Source organism: Methylobacterium sp. WL7 (assembly GCF_008040085.1).
GTDB classification, from domain to species: Bacteria; Pseudomonadota; Alphaproteobacteria; order Rhizobiales; family Beijerinckiaceae; genus Methylobacterium; species Methylobacterium mesophilicum.
Genome location: NZ_VRVG01000062.1, coordinates 1 through 14869, shown reverse-complemented (window position 1 = coordinate 14869; position 14869 = coordinate 1). Strand labels below are relative to the sequence as shown.

The following is a 14869-nucleotide window of genomic DNA, read 5'->3' as shown; positions in this document are numbered from 1 at the left end:
GCCGTTCGGGCCGTTTTTATCTCCGCAGCAAGGTCCGCAGCTTCGCGGCGACGGCGTAGAGGCGGGGATCGCGCTTGATCCGCCGCTTCGTCCGGGTCAGGCCCAGCCGCATCAGCCCATAGGCCCGGCCGCGCAGGCTCACCGGCACGATAGTCTCGACCAGCCCGATGGTCTCGTCGCAGATGCTCGCCTTGTAGCGCGCCTCGCCGACGCCGAGATCGAAGCCCTGACGGCCCCGGGCGGTCTGCTCGCCGACGAGGTGTTGCAGCAGCAGGTCCCCCGGGCTGAACCGGGCGATCTCCGGGTCGGGATCGAACGCCGTCATCATGCCGCTGAACCGGTGATCGCTGACGGCGCCCCCGAAGGTCGCCAGCACGCGACCGCTCTCGGCAAGGCACAGGACGTGGATCTCGACCGCCGGTTCGGCGCCGGACGTGGCCGCCGCCAGGAATCGGCGAACCGCCTCGTCGGCGTAGGGGTCGGCGACGCCCATGCTGGCGAACCGCACCGCCTTGTGAGCGTAGAAGGCCGTCAGATACCGGGCCGCGTCCTCCGCGGTCTCGGCCCGGCGATAGGCCAGGGCGCCCTTGGCCTCGATCAGCCGCTTCTCCTTCGAGCGCAGCTTCTTGCGGGCGTCGGCGCTGAACACGCGGCGCACCGTCGCCTCGGGGTCGGGGCCCAGCATCAGCCCGTAGGCGTCGCTGGCCTCCGGCTCGCCGGCCTGCGCGAACGGGTTGGCCGCGCCCTCCCACATCAGGGGCTGATGCTGCAGCGCGTAGGCGTCGATGCCGGCCGACCGTCCCACGCGGATCAGAGCCGCGGTAACCTCCCCGGCGGAGATCGCGGCCGCGTCGCGGGTGGCGAACAGCGGCATGTGGTAGTTGGCGTGCGTGTCGCCGACGATCCGGGCCACCACCATCCCGGCTGTCCGGGCGAGCACCAGGGGCAGCAGGATGCGGGCACGGCCCTCGGCATCCCGCAGGACCACGATGCGGGCCTCGGCCTCCGTACCGGTCGCGCGCAGGTAGGCGCAGACCCAGTCATACCGCTGATAGGGCGTCTGCAGGCTGGCCGGATCGGCCTCGAGCCGCCGCCACAGGGCTTCGACCGCGGCCAGGTCGGAGAAGATTTCCGCCGTCAGCGTTCCGGACGCACGCGCACCGATCATGTCCGTTCCCGCCACCTGGACGCCGGTCGCCATATCCGATTCTCCCGCCTGCTCGGGCATGGCCCGGAGCCGAGCGCCGACCTTGCGCGGCACGCGCTGAATGCCCGGTGACCTTGAGCATCGAGACACTCGGCTCACGACGGCAAATCGCGACCTTGGCTAATACAATCTTCCCACGGGGCTCTTTGACCGGGTTAGAGCCTGCGATCCCGATCGAACGACGCGTTCGATTGCAGAGACTTCGTTATATCCAATAGCCCGCGCCGTCATTCCGGGGCGCCGCAGGCGAGCCCGGAACCCAGAACCGCTACCCGTGCAAGCGTTTGACACGTCGGCGCCCCTGGATCCCGGGCTCCGCTGCGCGGCCCCGGGATGACGGCGCGTGGCCGCCTCGATCCAGTCACCGTTTGGAGAACAAGGCCGAGCTTTTCGCTGGCTCAGAAGATAAAATTCTTTACCGACGTAAACCGTTGCCAGAGGGGGCGAGAGGAGAGCGCGTCGCGCATGGCCCCGCACGCGGGATAACGGGATCCCCGGTCGCGCTTCGCGGCCGAAGCCGCGCTCACACCTCAGGCTGAGCGATCGGCGCAGATCGGCCTTACGAACTCCAACCTCAATACGCGTTCTCCGTCTTGAACAACGCGAACGGCGTCGTGATCAGGATCTGCAGGTCGAGCAGGACCGACCAGTTCTCGATATAGAACAGATCGTGCTCAACGCGCCGCTGCAGCTTCTCGGAGGTGTCGGTCTCGCCGCGCCAGCCGTTGACCTGGGCCCAGCCGGTGATGCCGGGCTTGACCTTGTGGCGGGCGAAGTAGCCGTCGACCACTTGGTCGTACAGGGTGTTGGCGGCCTTGGCCTGGAGCGCGTGCGGGCGGGGGCCGACCAGAGACAGGTCGCCCTTCAGCACGTTGAACAGCTGCGGCAGCTCGTCGAGCGAGGTCTTGCGGATGAACCGCCCGACCGGCGTCACCCGCGCATCCCCGCGCGTGACCATCCTGGCCGCGCCGGCATCGCACTGGTCGACGTACATCGAGCGGAACTTGAACACCTCGATCAGCTCGTTGTTGAAGCCGTGGCGCTTCTGGCGGAACAGCACCGGCCCGCGGGACGTCAGCCGGACGGCGAGCGCCACCGCGATCATGATCGGCGACAGCGCGAGCAGCATGACCAGGCCGACGCAGCGGTCGAACAGCGCCTTCACCACCACGTCCCAGTCGGCGATCGGCCGGTCGAACACGTCGAGCACCGGCACCGAACCGAGATACGAGTAGCTCCGGGGTCGCAGCCGGAGCTTGGCGGCGTGGGCCGAGAGGCGGATGTCGATCGGCAGCACCCAGAGCTTGGCGAGCATCTGGAGGATCCGCGCCTCGGCGGTGATCGGGATCGTGAACACGATCAGGTCGAGCCGGGCTTGCCGGGCATAGGCGACCAGGTCGTCGACGTTGCCGAGCTTCGGGTATCCGGCCACCTGGTCGGCGGACCGGTCGGCGTTGCGGTCGTCGAACACGCCGACGATGCGGATGCCGCTCTCGCTCTGGGCTTCCAGCGCGGCGATCAGGTCCTCGGCGGGCTTGCCGCCGCCCACGATGGCGGTGCGGCGGTCGAAGCGGCCGGCGCGGGTCTGCCGGTTGATCACCCGGGACAGGGCGAAACGTCCGGCCAGCAACGCCGCGAGGCCGGTGCCGTAGAAGGTGGCGAGCCACAGGCGCGAGTAATGGTCGGCTACCTTGGCGAGGACCAGGATGGCCGCGACCATCAGGAAGGTCATCGACCAGGCCGCGATCAGCCGGATCGCGGCCTTGGCGAAGGTCCGGAAGGCGGCGATGCGGTAGCCGCCGGAGGCCTGGGTCAGCGCCATCATGAGGCCGGCGACCAGGGCGATCGCGCCGGCATAGCTCAGCCCGAACGGTACCCGGCCGCGCAGCATCAGCAGGTGAAGGAGCGCGCCGAGGCTGAAGATCAGGCCGAATTCCAGGGCTCGCACCAGGCCGGCCACGACCACCGGCGAGATTGCGGCCGGGCCCAGGGCCGGCGACGACGCGCCGTCGCCGGGCTCGAGCGCGGCCCGGCCGTCGCGCGGTCCGGTGGCCTCAAGGAGATCGCGGATGTCGAACGCGCTCATCGAACGGCTCCTCCGGGGCGATGTCCCCCGGCCTATAGGCGCCTGATCTATTTCGGGACTTTGGAAACAGATCAGGCTTTAGACGGAAACTCTTGCATCCGAGCCTGATAGCAAATCCTAAACGCGGGGCCGTCCGCGAGGGCCTCTACGCCGTGCGGGCCTGCGCGACCTTCCCGGCTTCGACGCCGAGGCGGTCCGCGCGTGCCTGGAACGCCGCGGCATAGCCCGACACCACATCGGCCCCCATCCGCTCCAGCGAGAACCGCTGGCGGATCGATTCGCTGAGCGCCCGGACCCGCGCCGTCAGCACGTCCGGGGATTCGTCGAGCACCTGACGGATCGCGCCGGCGAGCGCCCCGGCGTCGCGGGACGGGACGAGGTCGCCCGCCATCGGCCCGAAGATCTCCGGGATGCCGCCGACCCGGGTGGCGACCAGGGGCTGCGAGGCGGCCGCGGCCTCGAGCACGACGTAGGGCAGCGATTCCGCGAGCGACGGCACGACCAGGATCCGGCCCCGGGCCAGAACCGACCGGATCGCCTGCGGTGGCTCGAACGCGGCCGCGTCCGAGAGGCCGAGCCGCTCGACCATGGTGCGCAGGCTCTCGGCATCCGGGCCGGAGCCGACCATGAGCAGACGCAGCGCCCGGCCCTCGGCGCGCAGCCGGACCAAGGCTTCGAGCAGGAAGGGCAGGCCCTTCGCCTCGCGCAATTCGCCGACATAGAGCAGGTCCGCGGCATCCTCGGCCAGGGGGACCGGGGCGAACTCGGCGTCGGCGATGCCGTTGTGCACGATCCGGGTCACCTGCTCCGGGCCGCCCACGAAGGTCCGGTGCCGGCCGGCGACGTACTCGCTCTCGAACAGGAACGCGTCAGTCCTGCGGGCGAGCACCGCCTCGGCGGCCATGTAGGTGCGGTGGAGCGCGCTCCCGGGCCGGTAATTGTAGCTGCCGCCATGCGGCGTGTAGGCCCGGATGGCGGTGGCGGAGGCCAGGCGGGCGTAGGCGCCGCCCTTGGCGCCGTGGCCGTGCAGCACGGTGGCGCCGACCTCCGCCGCCCGGCGGGTGACCGCCCGCAAGCAGGTCCAGTCCGACAGGTGCGGGTTGCGCCGCATCGGGATCCGGACGAGGCCGAGTTCGAGGCACGGGCTCAACTCGGCGAGGGCCCGGGCGGCACGCTCGCCGCCGGTGGACGTGTCGCAGACGATCCCGACCGCGTGGCCCGACGCCGCCTGGAGGCGGGCGAGGTCCATCACGTGCCGGAACAGGCCCCCGACCGGCGCGCGGAACACGTGCAGGACGCGGTGGCGTTGGGGGATTCGGGTGTCGCTCGGCTTCACAGCCACGGTATCGCTCCCGGGAATAACAGTCCCGAGAGTGTGGTGCAGCCACCGTCGCAGTAAACTTAAACGGTCTCCGTCTGGATGGGCCTTTTCGACGGAAAGGTAAGCGGAGTTTTACTGCTGTGGATCAATTCACGTCAGTGGCAGGCCGTTGAGGCTGGCCCAGATCGTGCCGTAATGGCAGGCCGTGGCCGCGAGCACGAAGCCGTGCCAGATCGCGTTCTGGAACGGCAGGGTCCGCCAGACGTGGAACAGGACGCCGACCGAGTAGAGCAGCCCGCCGATCGCCAGCAGCCACAGGGCGGTGGGTTGGAGGGCGGCGATCACCGACTCGTAGGCGAGCAGGCCGCTCCAGCCGAGCAGCAGGTAGAGGGCGATGGAGAGCCGGTCGAACCGGCCGGGCAGGAACAGCTTCACCGCGATCCCGACCAGGGCGACCAGCCAGATCACCGCCAGCAGCAGGTAGGCGCGGATGCCGGAGCCGACCAGGGCGACGAGGGGCGTGTAGGTCCCGGCGATCATCAGGTAGATCAGCGCGTGGTCGGCCCGGCGCAGGAGCCATTTCCGCGGGCTGACCGGGTACAGGTTGTAGACCGCGGAGACGCCGAGCATCAGCACCAGGGCGGTGGCGTACAGCACCACCGCGGCCCGCTCGCCGAATCCGAGATGCGCCGTGAGCGCCGTGGCCACCAGCGCCGCCGCGCCGGCGAGGCCGAAGACCACCCCGAGGCCGTGGATCACCCCGTCCGCCACGATCTCGCGCGGCGTGTAGTGCCACGTCAGGGTCAGCGGGCGACCATCCTCCGCGAGAGACATCATGAAGCCTCCTGCTACGCCTGCAGCCTAAAGCTTAAGATGGCTCAACCGTTCCCTATGCAAAGTGCTGACGGGGCGTTTATCCCAAGGTTCTATTGCCGCGTGGTGAAAGACTTGTTGTGCGTGGCGGTGGCGCCGCAGCCCTGATCAGGCGCCGCGACCCACCAAGCCCTCGAAGCCGAGCACCGGTTCCCGGGCCGGGCGGCGGACGAGTCCGGTGCCGCGGCTCAGCCGGGCGTGGACCACCGCCATGGTCAGCACGGCCATCGCCAGGACCTGATGGGCCAGCGCGGCCCAGAGCGGCACCGCCAGCAGCAGGGTGGCGATGCCGAGGCCGGCCTGGGCCAGGGACAGGGCCGCGACGCCGGCGGCACGCCCGGCCGCGCCGGCCGAACCGGTCATCCGCGCGTCCACCGCGTGCAGGAGCGCGACCACCACGAGCAGGTAGGCGCTGACCCGGTGGTCGAACTGGACCAGGGCGTGGTTGTCGACGAAGTTCTCGATCCAGGGCCGGATCGCGAACAGGCTGTCCACCGGCGGGACGAGGGCGCCGTCCATGTCCGGCCACGTGTTGTAGACGAGGCCGGCATGCGACCCGGCGACCAGGCCGCCGAGGAAGATCTGCACCAGGACCAGGGCCGGCAGCAGCGCGGCGACCCGGCGGATGCGGCCGGGGGCGGGATCGGCCGCGTCGCTGCGCTGGCCGGCCGCCAGCCAGACCAGCCCGGCCAGGATCAGGCTGGCGGTCGTCAGGTGCAGGGCGAGCTTCAGCGGTGCCACCGCGGTCATGCCGGGCTGGAGCCCCGACGCGACCATGATCCAGCCGATCGCCCCCTGGAGGCCGCCGAGGATCCCGAGGCCGAGCAGCCCGAGGCCGAGGCGCCGGCCGATCATGCCGCGCCACCAGAACACGACCAGCGGCAGGAAGAACACGAGGCCGATCAGCCGCCCGAGCACGCGATGGCCCCATTCCCAGCCGTACAGCACCTTGAACGACGACAGGCCCATCCCCTGGTTGAGGATGTTGTATTGCGGCGTGTCCTTGTACTTGGCGAACTCGGCGGTCCAGTCCGCCTCCGACAGGGGCGGCACGATCCCGGTCACGGGGCGCCACTCGGTGATCGACAGGCCGGAACCGGTCAGGCGGGTCGCGCCGCCGACCGCCACCATGGCGACCACGAGGGCCGCCATCAGGTAGAGCCAGGTCCGCACGGCTCCCGATCGCTGCTCGCCCGAGACTCTCATCACCACGCGCATCCCTTCCGCGGTCGGCCCGGATGTCCCGGCCCTCGCGACGCGTTAGGGGAAGCGCGGGACGCGGGCAACGTCGGCGGCGCCGCAGCCCGCGGCGCTGCGCGCGTTGCCAACCGGGCCGACGGGCGATAGCCGTCTCACCACAGGGAGAGACAGGGCTTCGGATAACCATGATGCGCCGCCGCACCCGCACGTTGATCGGCACGGTCGCGATGCTGGCCTTCGTCTGCCTGTACGGGCCGCTGGCGATGGCCTTGGCCGACAGCCGCATCGCCGAGACCCCGGCGGCGATCCAGGCCGTGCTCTATTCAATCCTCGGAATCGCGTGGATCTTTCCGCTGATGCCGCTGATCCGCTGGATGGAGCGTCCGGACCGTTAACCGGACCCCTCGATTTCGCCGCACTCGGCCGGCAGAAGCCTCGGATCCGAAACCGAGACCCGTCCGTGTATCGCTTGCCCATGCGCCTCAAGCATCTGGCCGCACTCGCCGTGCTGCTCGCGCCGTGCTCCGCCCTGGCGCAGGGCACGCCGCGTTCGATCGGGGAGTGCGAGCGGCTGAAGAACGATCTGGCCTACAACCAGTGCCTGGCGATGTTCGGCCCGGCCGCCAAGAACGTGGCGGGCGGCTACGCCTCGGCCGACGCGGCCGCCGCCCCGGCCCTGGCCGAGGCGCTGCCCCAGGCGGACGAGGCCGTCGAGGCGGCGGCCGGCCGCCGCGGCCGGTACCGCTCGCGGCGGGGCGGCCGGCAATACGCCTCGTTCTCGACCGGCTACCGGCATCGCCGCCGGCGCTGAGGACTTTCAAGCAGCGTTGCCGGCGCCGATCCCCACCCCTACGATGCCGATGTCGTCGTGGAGGGTCGGATGCGGGAAATCCAGTTGCGGGACGCCAAGGCGACGCTCTCGGCCGTCATCGACAAGGCCCGGCAGGGCCAACCCTCCGTCATCACACGCCATGGCCGGCCCGAGGCCGTGCTGCTCAGCTTCGAAGAGTGGCAACGGCTTTCGCAGGTCCCATCCTTCGGCCGGCTCCTGATGGCCGCGCCTCTCGAAACGGAGGATCTTCCGCCGCGATCCGGTGCGCTGAGAAGAATCGATCTCTGACGCCTGTGTACCTCGTCGATACCAATGTCCTTTCGGCGGCCGCACCAACCAAGGCGATCCCGGCCGACGACCTGATCGCCTGGATGCACCGAAACAGCGCCAGCCTGCACCTTTCGGTGATCACCATCGCCGAAATCGAGGACGGTATCGCCAAATGCCGCCGGGATGGCGCTTCTCGCAAGGCGGCGCGTCTGTCGGATTGGCTGGAGACGCTGCTGCACCTCTACAGCGCTCAGATTCTGCCGATCGATCTCGAGATCGCCCGGTGTATCGGCCGCCTGTCCGACGTGGCCAGGCGAGAAGGCCATGCCCCCGGCATGGCGGACCTCGCCATCGGCGCGACGGCGCTATGTCGCGGCTGGACGATCCTGACGCGTAACGTCCGTCACTTCCGGCCGCTTGGCTTGGCGGCGCACGATCCGCACGACACGTTACCGGCAGATATCGCATGAGCGATCCGGTCAGGCGACGTTGAGGCGCCGCCCGCGGTTCCAGGCCAGGAACGGGACGCCGGACAGCAATCCCGCCAGCGCCGCCCGCGACTGGTGGCAGCCGTTGATCGAGACCCGCGGTAGGGCGCGCAGATGCCCGGCATGGTCGGCGAACAGATGGCCGGGTCTCGTCGTCACCGCGGTGGCGAAACCCTGATCCGCGGCGAGGGCGAATTCTCGGGGGCCGGCCGAGGTCGGGTCGCCGACTGGGTAGGACAGATGCCGGATCTCGCGGCCGAGCTCGGCCTCGATCCGGGCGCGGCTCTCGGCGATCTCGCGGGCGACGGTCGCCGTATCGTGCTTGGCGAGCATCGGATGGCTGACCGTGTGCGCCCCGAACGTCACCGCCGGGTCACGGCCCAGCGCCCGCAATTCATCCCACGACAGACACAGTTCGGGTGCGATCCTGCCCGGTGCGAGGCCAGCCTGCCGGCACAGGTCGGCGATCCGGTCGAGAAGCGCGGCCTCGCTGCCGCGGCGCAGGTCGCGGTAGAGCGCCTCGAAGGCCAGGGCCTTCTCCTGCGGGTTGCGGGCCGGCAGATCGAGGCTGCGGCCGTGGATGTCGATCCGTACCCGGTCGAGACGCGCGATCGCCCGCTCCAGCTCGATCCACCACAGGCGCCCGCGCTGGTCGGCGAAGCCGCTCGCCACGAACAGGGTCCAGGGGGCGCCGTGCCGCTCGAGCACCGGGCGGGCGTGCTCGACATTGTCACGGTATCCGTCGTCGAAGGTCAGGACCGCGAAGGGCGGACCGTAATCCCGGGCGGCCAGCCGTTCCGGCACCGCATCGAGCCCGATGATGTCGAAGCCGCGCGCGTCGAGTTCGCGCAGGGTGAGATCCAGGAAATCCGGGGTGATGCTGAGGAGCCGGTTCGGCGCGAAGGCCGGCACCGGATCCGGGCTGACGTGGTGAAAGGTCAGGATCACCCCGAGGCCGCGGGCGGCCGGAGCCAGCCAGCGATCAGCGCCGAACGCCTGGATCGCGCGGAAGCCGGACGCGAACACCCGATGCTTGGCACGCGACGAGATCATGACGTTGCCCCTCTCGGGCAACACGGCCCGGGCGGATCAGCCATCGCGCGACGAAGTAAAGAAACCGGAACGTGGCGCGGTGCCGGGCGGCGTGTGCGATCGGGATTTTCCCGCGACACGGGCCTCGATCCGACACCGCTGATGCCATGCTGCCGGTGCAGCCTACGACGCTGCGGAGGCCATCGGGCAACCGATCGAAGAACGTTCCGCCTCGACGGAGCCCGTCCGGAGACACCATGCCTCCGGAACGGGTCCATCGAAGCCCCGGCTGGGCGGACGCATCCCGGGACGAGGTCGCGGGGGGAACTGTCCCGACGAGGTATCCGGCGTCCCGAAAAACCCTACGGGAGGGCGCCGGCCTTTTCCTTGGCCTGCATGATCGTGTTGCGGCAGGCCTCGGCGTTGCCGGCCTTGTCCTCGGCGGCGGCCTTGGCGACGAGCTTCTTCGCCTCCTCGACGCCGGAGGCGGTCGGCTTCACGTCGGCGTCGCCCTTGGTGAGGGCCGGCGGGGTCGCGAGCGCCTTGTCGGAATGCGACGAGGTCGTGCCGCCGGGGGGCGTCGTGCCGGTCACAGCGGCGGCGCCCGCGCTGTCGAGGCGCTTCTGCAGCGTGGACACCTCGTCGGCGCACGGGGTCGCCCAGGCCGGCGTGGCGGCCGCGAGGGCCAGGGCTGCGAAGGCGAATCTCATCATCATCGAGGCGTGTCTCCAAATCGTTCGCGCAGGTTCGGAGGCGGGTCGCCGGATCGAGGACCGGCCGCCGCCTCTGGCGCTCCCGGATGAGACGCGGGGCGCCGGGGCCCGTTCCTGAGACGTGAGGCCGCACGGCCGGCGTCGGGCGGGGAGCTGAAAACGCCAAGGGCGCCCCACCCGGTCCGAAGACCGCGCGGAGCGCCCTGGCCCGACGCCTTCGACAGCGTCAGTACTTCCCGGCTTGAGAACTTCCCGGCTTCAGTACTTCCGGGATTCAGTACTTGCGGATGATCGGCTCGGCCGACATCGGCACCGGGTCGGCGCCGAAGGCGTAGCGGATGCCGCCGTAGATCGAGAGCGGCTGCGACAGCGTCGTGGTCCGCGGGTCGGTGATCCGCAGGTTGCCGGCCACCGCGCCCGGCTCGGCGAAGGTGCCGAACGTGGCGTAGCGGTTGTTGGTCAGGTTGGTGACCAGGCCGAACAGCTCGAGGTTCTTGGTGACCTGGTACTTCGTCTGGAAGTTCAGGACGTAGTAGGGCGGCAGCTTGCGGTTCAGGTTCGACTCGTCGCCGCGGAAGTAGGACGCCGAGAAGGCCTGGAGGTAGACGCCGAACTGCCAGTTCGGGGTGACGAAGTAGTCGAAGCCGGCCTTGAACTGGTGGGTCGGCACCAGCGGCACGACGTTGCCCTTGCGGACGTTGATCGCGCCGTCATCCGCGAGCGGATTGTTGGGCGAGGACAGGGTGCCGTTGAACTGGAAGGTGGCGTCGATCAGGGCGTAGTTGGCGTAGACCCGGAGGTAGTCGGCCGTGTACTCGCTGCCGACCTCGATGCCCTGACGCTGGGTCGAGGGCACGTTCACGAAGTAGGCGCGGGCGGTGTTGCCGGGGGTGGCGAGCGACAGGATGTCGTTCGACAGGTCGGTGCGGAAGGCGCCGATCTTGTAGCTGATGACGCCGCCGTCATAGGTGTTCGGCAGCGCGCCGCGGAAGCCGACCTCGTAGGTCCGCCCGGTGACCTGCTTGAGCGGCGGGTCGGCCACCAGCGAGTTCGGCAGCAGGCACGGCCGGTCCGGGTTGGAGCAGGCCAGTTCCAGCGGCGTCGGCGCGCGGTTCGATTCCGAATAGCTGCCGTAGAGGTTCAGCGCGTCGGTGAAGCGGTAGGTCAGGCCGGCGACCGGGTTGATCTTGTTGTAGTAATGGGTGCCGGTCACGTCCGGCGAGAAGCCGGTCAGGTCCTCGCTCTGGATGCGGGCGAAGTTGAGCCGCGCGCCCGCCGTGAGCGACAGCCGGTCGGTCACGTCCAGGGTGTCAAGGGTGTAGAGGCCCATGTAGAGGTTCGAGCCGTTGACCGAGCTCGGCGCGATGCCGAGGGCGCCGGCGGTGCGGAGCTGCGGCGTGCCGAGGCCCGGGATGGTGCCGTAATAGGGGTTGCTCGGATCGGTGGTGATCGACAGGTTCGGGTTGATCACGCCGAGGGTGCTGGACGACTTGAACGAGTAGTTGGCCGCATCGATGCTGCCGCCGACCAGGAAGGTGTTGGGCAGGCCGAACACCCGGTCGCGGTTGGCCGCCTGGAGCGAGCCGCCGAAGCCCGTGGCCTCCGTCTTGGTCACGTCGAGGGTGCCGTACGGGATGCCGGACCGGAACGGGACGCGCTGGTTCTGCTGGCCGAGGATCAGGAACTGGTTGCGGAAGGCGAGCTGCGACTGGCCGGCGCCCGGGCTGAAGCCGTCGTCCTCGAAGCAGAGGTTGCCGCGGAAGCTGGAGCGGGTGCTGCAGTTCTCGAAGTTGCCGTCGTTGCCGTCGACGTAGGTCTGGCTGAAGCGGCGGAAATAGGCGTTGCCGGCCAGGTCCCAGGTCGGCGACACGTCGACCCGGCCGGTGAGCTGGATCGTGCCGACTTCGGTGGTGCTGGTCTGCGGGTAGGTGAAGATCGACCGCGGGTCGCGGTGGCTGAAGTCCACCGGCGTGGCGGCGGCGGCGCCGAAGAAGCTGCGGGCGGCGAGCCCGATCAGGTGGAACTCGGAATCCTGCGAGCGGTAGCCGACGTCGCCGTAGAGCCGGCCGATCGTGCTCGGGCTCTCGTAGCGCCAGCCGCGGTCGTTCAGGCCGTCGCCGGTGAAGTAGACGCTCCACGGGCCCGAGACCTTGCCGTACTCGACGTAGCCGGCGGTGCGGGCGTCGGAGCCGCCGAACGCGGTGATCTCGGTGCCTTGCCAGGTGAAGCCGTTCTTCATCTGGATGTTGACCGCGCCGCCCAGCGCGTTGAGGCCGAAGACCGGGTTGCCGGTGACGACGTCGATCCGCTGGATCGCCTGCGGCGGGATCAGGTCGAAGTTGACGGTGTCGCCGAAGGCCTCGTTGATGCGCACGCCGTTCTGGTACACGGCCAGGCCCTGCGGCACGCCCTGGACCGGCGAGACGGTGAAGCCGCGATAGGTCACGTCGGGGCGGTTCGAATTGCCCTGCGAGTCGGACAGGTTGAGGCCGGGCGTGCGGCGGGCGAGGGTCGCCACGACGTTGTCGGTGCCGCGGTCGACCGTGATGTCGCTGGCGGTGACGGTCTCGACCGTGCTGGGGATCTTGTAGAGCGGCTGCTCGCTGCCCCGGAGGCGGACCGGGCCGATCGGCGGCGGCGCCGAGCCGGCCGGCTCCAGCCCACCCGGGCCGTTGAGGTTCTGCACGCGGCTCGAGTTGCCGCCGCCCGAACCCACCGGCGAGGTCGAGACGACGCTGATCTCGCCCAGCGTCACGGCGTTCTGAGCCTGCGCGGCCGAGGGCAGCATCGCCCCACCCAGAACCGACGCCGACGCGATCAGGCTGCTCCGAAGCCCCCTCAATGACATCCCAAACCCCTTGCCGTGAACCCACGCTCGTTTCAGCCGAGCTTGGCGTCACTCTTGGCGGGTGAAGGAAAAGGACACAATTGATTGAACACCACGCGCGCCGTGTTTCAGCAACCTTTGGGAAATACCGAACTCGAACGTCGACGCACGTGGTTTGACAGCAACAGTTTCGATAACGATTTCAGCGACTTAGGGATCATTCGGCAAACCGGACGGGATAATTAGGCAATGCCCGCATCCCATCCGCGGCCGCCCCTCAGAGCCGGGCCTGAATCAGGCGGGCGACCTCGCCGAGGCGCTGCTCCAGAAGCTGCGGAACCTCGCAGACGTAGGTGAGCGACTGGCTGCGCTCCTGGAAGATGCGGCGGTCCCAGGCGAACTTGGTCTCGATCTCGGACTGGTCCTTCGGCAACTCGGTGGCGTCCGTGGCGCTGGGCGCGTCCTTGGTCTGGCTGATCTTGTCGGCCTCGTCGCGGATCCGCTCGGCCATGCGCCGCTGCCCCTGCGCGTAGCGCGCGATGCCGCCCATGATCTTGTCGCGCTCGCCGTTGATGACCTCGAACACCCCCGCGTAGACGTGGGTCAGGGACTTGGCCCGGGCATCCTTGTCGGCGCCGAGCTTGCCGACGAACCCATCGAGCAGCGGGCCGACCTCGGACAGCTCGGTGCGCCGGGACGCGATCTTCTGCGCCAGCACCGCCGCGTCGTTGTCGCTGCCCCAGTCGCCGGCCGCGGCGATGTCCGGCCCGGTCCAGAACTGCCCCGGGCTGAGGGTCGCGACCTTGCGCTGCACGCAGGGCCAGTCCGGGTCCTGCCTGGGCTGCGCGAGCGCGGGGCCCGTCATCAGGGCGAGCCCGAAGGCCGGGACGAGGAGGCGGGCGAGGCTATGCATCGGGCGGGTTCCGTCGGGGCATGATGCGGAAGGTGGAAAGCGGTCTTCCGAAATCATCACGCGGTCATAAGGAGATAGGGTCGCAGGCCGGGTACGCTATCCGGCACGCGGCCCTAGGTGGCGTCGCCGGCCGGGCCGCCGCGCCGGGCCATGATGCCGCGGCCCGGATCGTAGGCGACGACCGCCATGCCGAAGAAGGCGAGGGTCACGCCGACCACGACCGCGCAGGCGACCGGTTCGAACTGGAGGTAGAGGGCGAAGCGCACGAGCTGGACCGCGTGGCTGAACGGGTTCAACTCGCAGATCCAGTAGAGCGTTTCCGAAGATTCCCGGATCCGCCACAGGGGGTAGAGCGCCGACGAGGCGAAGAACATCGGGAAGATCACGAAGTTCATCACGCTGGCGAAGTTCTCGAGCTGGCGGACCAGCGACGACAGGAACAGGCCGATCGCCCCCAGCATCAGCCCCGAGGCCAGGAAAGCCGGGAGCGCCGTGAGGTACCCGAGCGGCGGGATGTCGGTCTCCCAGAAATATGCCACCGCCAGGAACGCGTAGGCCTGCACGATCGACACCGAGACGCCGGCGATCAGCTTGGCGAACAGCAGCAGCCAGCGCGGATACGGCGACGTCAGCAGCACCTTCATGGAGCCGACCTCGCGGTCGTAGACCATGGAGAGCGACGATTGCATGCCGTTGAACAGCTGGATCATCACGGCGAGACCCGGCACCACGTAGGCCTCGTAGAGCACGTAGGTCTGGTAGGGCGGCTCGATCGAGACCCCGAGGGTGTTGCGGAACCCCGCGGCAAAGATGAACAGCCACACCAGCGGCCGGACCAACGCCGAGAAGAACCGCTCCTTCTGATTGAAGAAGCGCAGCAACTCGCGCCGGACGATGCCGCCGAGGCAGATCAGGTAGCCGACCGCATCCAGCCGGCCCATGCCGGCGTTTTTTTGGGACGAGGTTGCGGGATCGGCCGTGGCGAGGGGCGCCGTCATGTCAACTGACCCATGTCGAACGGCACGCCTTTGATTTCGCAGCGAGGGCGTGGGCCGGAAACACGCATCTCCCCCTCCCCCCTCTGCGGGGGAGGGTGGCCCCCGAAGG

General features: G+C 69.4%; 14 protein-coding genes. 4 read left to right on the top strand and 10 right to left on the bottom strand.

The window, feature by feature from the left end; all coding sequences use genetic code 11:
• Positions 1–16: 16 nt before the first annotated feature.
• The 5 genes from FV233_RS16540 to FV233_RS16520 all read right to left on the bottom strand — a co-directional run bounded on the left by FV233_RS16540 (position 17) and on the right by FV233_RS16520 (position 6693).
• The gene (locus FV233_RS16540) at positions 17–1201 is read right to left on the bottom strand and encodes a GNAT family N-acetyltransferase (protein WP_147898088.1); all 1185 of its coding nucleotides are present in this window, start codon (positions 1199–1201) and stop codon (positions 17–19) included.
• Positions 1202–1781: 580 nt separating this feature from the next.
• A complete protein-coding gene (locus FV233_RS16535; RefSeq protein WP_147898087.1) occupies positions 1782–3293 on the bottom strand; it encodes an undecaprenyl-phosphate glucose phosphotransferase in 1512 nt (503 codons plus the stop codon).
• Between the two features lie 145 nt (positions 3294–3438).
• On the bottom strand, positions 3439–4635 hold the full coding sequence (locus FV233_RS16530; RefSeq protein ID WP_147857089.1) for a glycosyltransferase family 4 protein: 1197 nt from the start codon (positions 4633–4635) through the stop codon (positions 3439–3441).
• Positions 4636–4764: 129 nt separating this feature from the next.
• Positions 4765–5448, bottom strand: a complete 684-nt coding sequence (locus FV233_RS16525; protein WP_147857090.1) for a hemolysin III family protein — start codon at positions 5446–5448, stop codon at positions 4765–4767.
• Between the two features lie 147 nt (positions 5449–5595).
• Positions 5596–6693, bottom strand: coding sequence for a COX15/CtaA family protein (locus FV233_RS16520; RefSeq protein ID WP_147898086.1), 1098 nt, complete (start codon positions 6691–6693; stop codon positions 5596–5598).
• Between the two features lie 182 nt (positions 6694–6875).
• Here FV233_RS16520 and FV233_RS16515 point away from each other — a divergent pair, with 182 nt between their 5' ends.
• The 4 genes from FV233_RS16515 to FV233_RS16500 all read left to right on the top strand — a co-directional run bounded on the left by FV233_RS16515 (position 6876) and on the right by FV233_RS16500 (position 8259).
• Positions 6876–7082, top strand: a complete 207-nt coding sequence (locus tag FV233_RS16515) for a DUF2842 domain-containing protein (RefSeq protein WP_147857771.1) — start codon at positions 6876–6878, stop codon at positions 7080–7082.
• 80 nt (positions 7083–7162) lie between these two features.
• Complete coding sequence (locus FV233_RS16510) at positions 7163–7498, top strand: hypothetical protein (RefSeq protein WP_187193724.1); 336 nt, start codon at positions 7163–7165, stop codon at positions 7496–7498.
• A gap of 69 nt (positions 7499–7567) precedes the next feature.
• Positions 7568–7807 (top strand): type II toxin-antitoxin system Phd/YefM family antitoxin, encoded by a 240-nt coding sequence (locus FV233_RS16505; RefSeq protein WP_147855503.1) that lies wholly within the window; start codon positions 7568–7570, stop codon positions 7805–7807.
• 5 nt (positions 7808–7812) lie between these two features.
• On the top strand, positions 7813–8259 hold the full coding sequence (locus FV233_RS16500) for a type II toxin-antitoxin system VapC family toxin (RefSeq protein ID WP_147855501.1): 447 nt from the start codon (positions 7813–7815) through the stop codon (positions 8257–8259).
• A gap of 9 nt (positions 8260–8268) precedes the next feature.
• On the opposite strand, the gene FV233_RS16495 is transcribed toward FV233_RS16500, so the two are convergent.
• From FV233_RS16495 to FV233_RS16475, 5 genes are all read right to left on the bottom strand, one after another.
• The gene (locus FV233_RS16495) at positions 8269–9330 is read right to left on the bottom strand and encodes a polysaccharide deacetylase family protein (RefSeq protein WP_147855500.1); all 1062 of its coding nucleotides are present in this window, start codon (positions 9328–9330) and stop codon (positions 8269–8271) included.
• 341 nt (positions 9331–9671) lie between these two features.
• A complete protein-coding gene (locus tag FV233_RS16490) occupies positions 9672–10025 on the bottom strand; it encodes a hypothetical protein (protein WP_147855499.1) in 354 nt (117 codons plus the stop codon).
• A gap of 271 nt (positions 10026–10296) precedes the next feature.
• Positions 10297–12870, bottom strand: coding sequence for a TonB-dependent receptor (locus FV233_RS16485; protein ID WP_147898084.1), 2574 nt, complete (start codon positions 12868–12870; stop codon positions 10297–10299).
• 256 nt (positions 12871–13126) lie between these two features.
• Complete coding sequence (locus tag FV233_RS16480) at positions 13127–13762, bottom strand: hypothetical protein (protein ID WP_147855497.1); 636 nt, start codon at positions 13760–13762, stop codon at positions 13127–13129.
• Between the two features lie 113 nt (positions 13763–13875).
• A complete protein-coding gene (locus FV233_RS16475; RefSeq protein WP_147898083.1) occupies positions 13876–14760 on the bottom strand; it encodes an ABC transporter permease in 885 nt (294 codons plus the stop codon).
• Positions 14761–14869 lie beyond the last annotated feature (109 nt).

Bases quoted from the DNA above. Each gene is read 5' to 3' on its own strand.
- FV233_RS16540 (WP_147898088.1), bottom strand. From the start codon at position 1,201: ATGGCGACCGGCGTCCAGGTGGCGGGAACGGACATGATCGGTGCGCGT.
- FV233_RS16475 (WP_147898083.1), bottom strand. From the start codon at position 14,760: ATGACGGCGCCCCTCGCCACGGCCGATCCCGCAACCTCGTCCCAAAAA.
- FV233_RS16520 (WP_147898086.1), bottom strand. From the start codon at position 6,693: ATGAGAGTCTCGGGCGAGCAGCGATCGGGAGCCGTGCGGACCTGGCTC.
- FV233_RS16505 (WP_147855503.1), top strand. From the start codon at position 7,568: ATGCGGGAAATCCAGTTGCGGGACGCCAAGGCGACGCTCTCGGCCGTC.
- FV233_RS16535 (WP_147898087.1), bottom strand. From the start codon at position 3,293: ATGAGCGCGTTCGACATCCGCGATCTCCTTGAGGCCACCGGACCGCGC.
- FV233_RS16495 (WP_147855500.1), bottom strand. From the start codon at position 9,330: ATGATCTCGTCGCGTGCCAAGCATCGGGTGTTCGCGTCCGGCTTCCGC.
- FV233_RS16515 (WP_147857771.1), top strand. From the start codon at position 6,876: ATGCGCCGCCGCACCCGCACGTTGATCGGCACGGTCGCGATGCTGGCC.
- FV233_RS16485 (WP_147898084.1), bottom strand. From the start codon at position 12,870: ATGTCATTGAGGGGGCTTCGGAGCAGCCTGATCGCGTCGGCGTCGGTT.
- FV233_RS16480 (WP_147855497.1), bottom strand. From the start codon at position 13,762: ATGCATAGCCTCGCCCGCCTCCTCGTCCCGGCCTTCGGGCTCGCCCTG.
- FV233_RS16510 (WP_187193724.1), top strand. From the start codon at position 7,163: ATGCGCCTCAAGCATCTGGCCGCACTCGCCGTGCTGCTCGCGCCGTGC.
- FV233_RS16490 (WP_147855499.1), bottom strand. From the start codon at position 10,025: ATGATGATGAGATTCGCCTTCGCAGCCCTGGCCCTCGCGGCCGCCACG.
- FV233_RS16525 (WP_147857090.1), bottom strand. From the start codon at position 5,448: ATGTCTCTCGCGGAGGATGGTCGCCCGCTGACCCTGACGTGGCACTAC.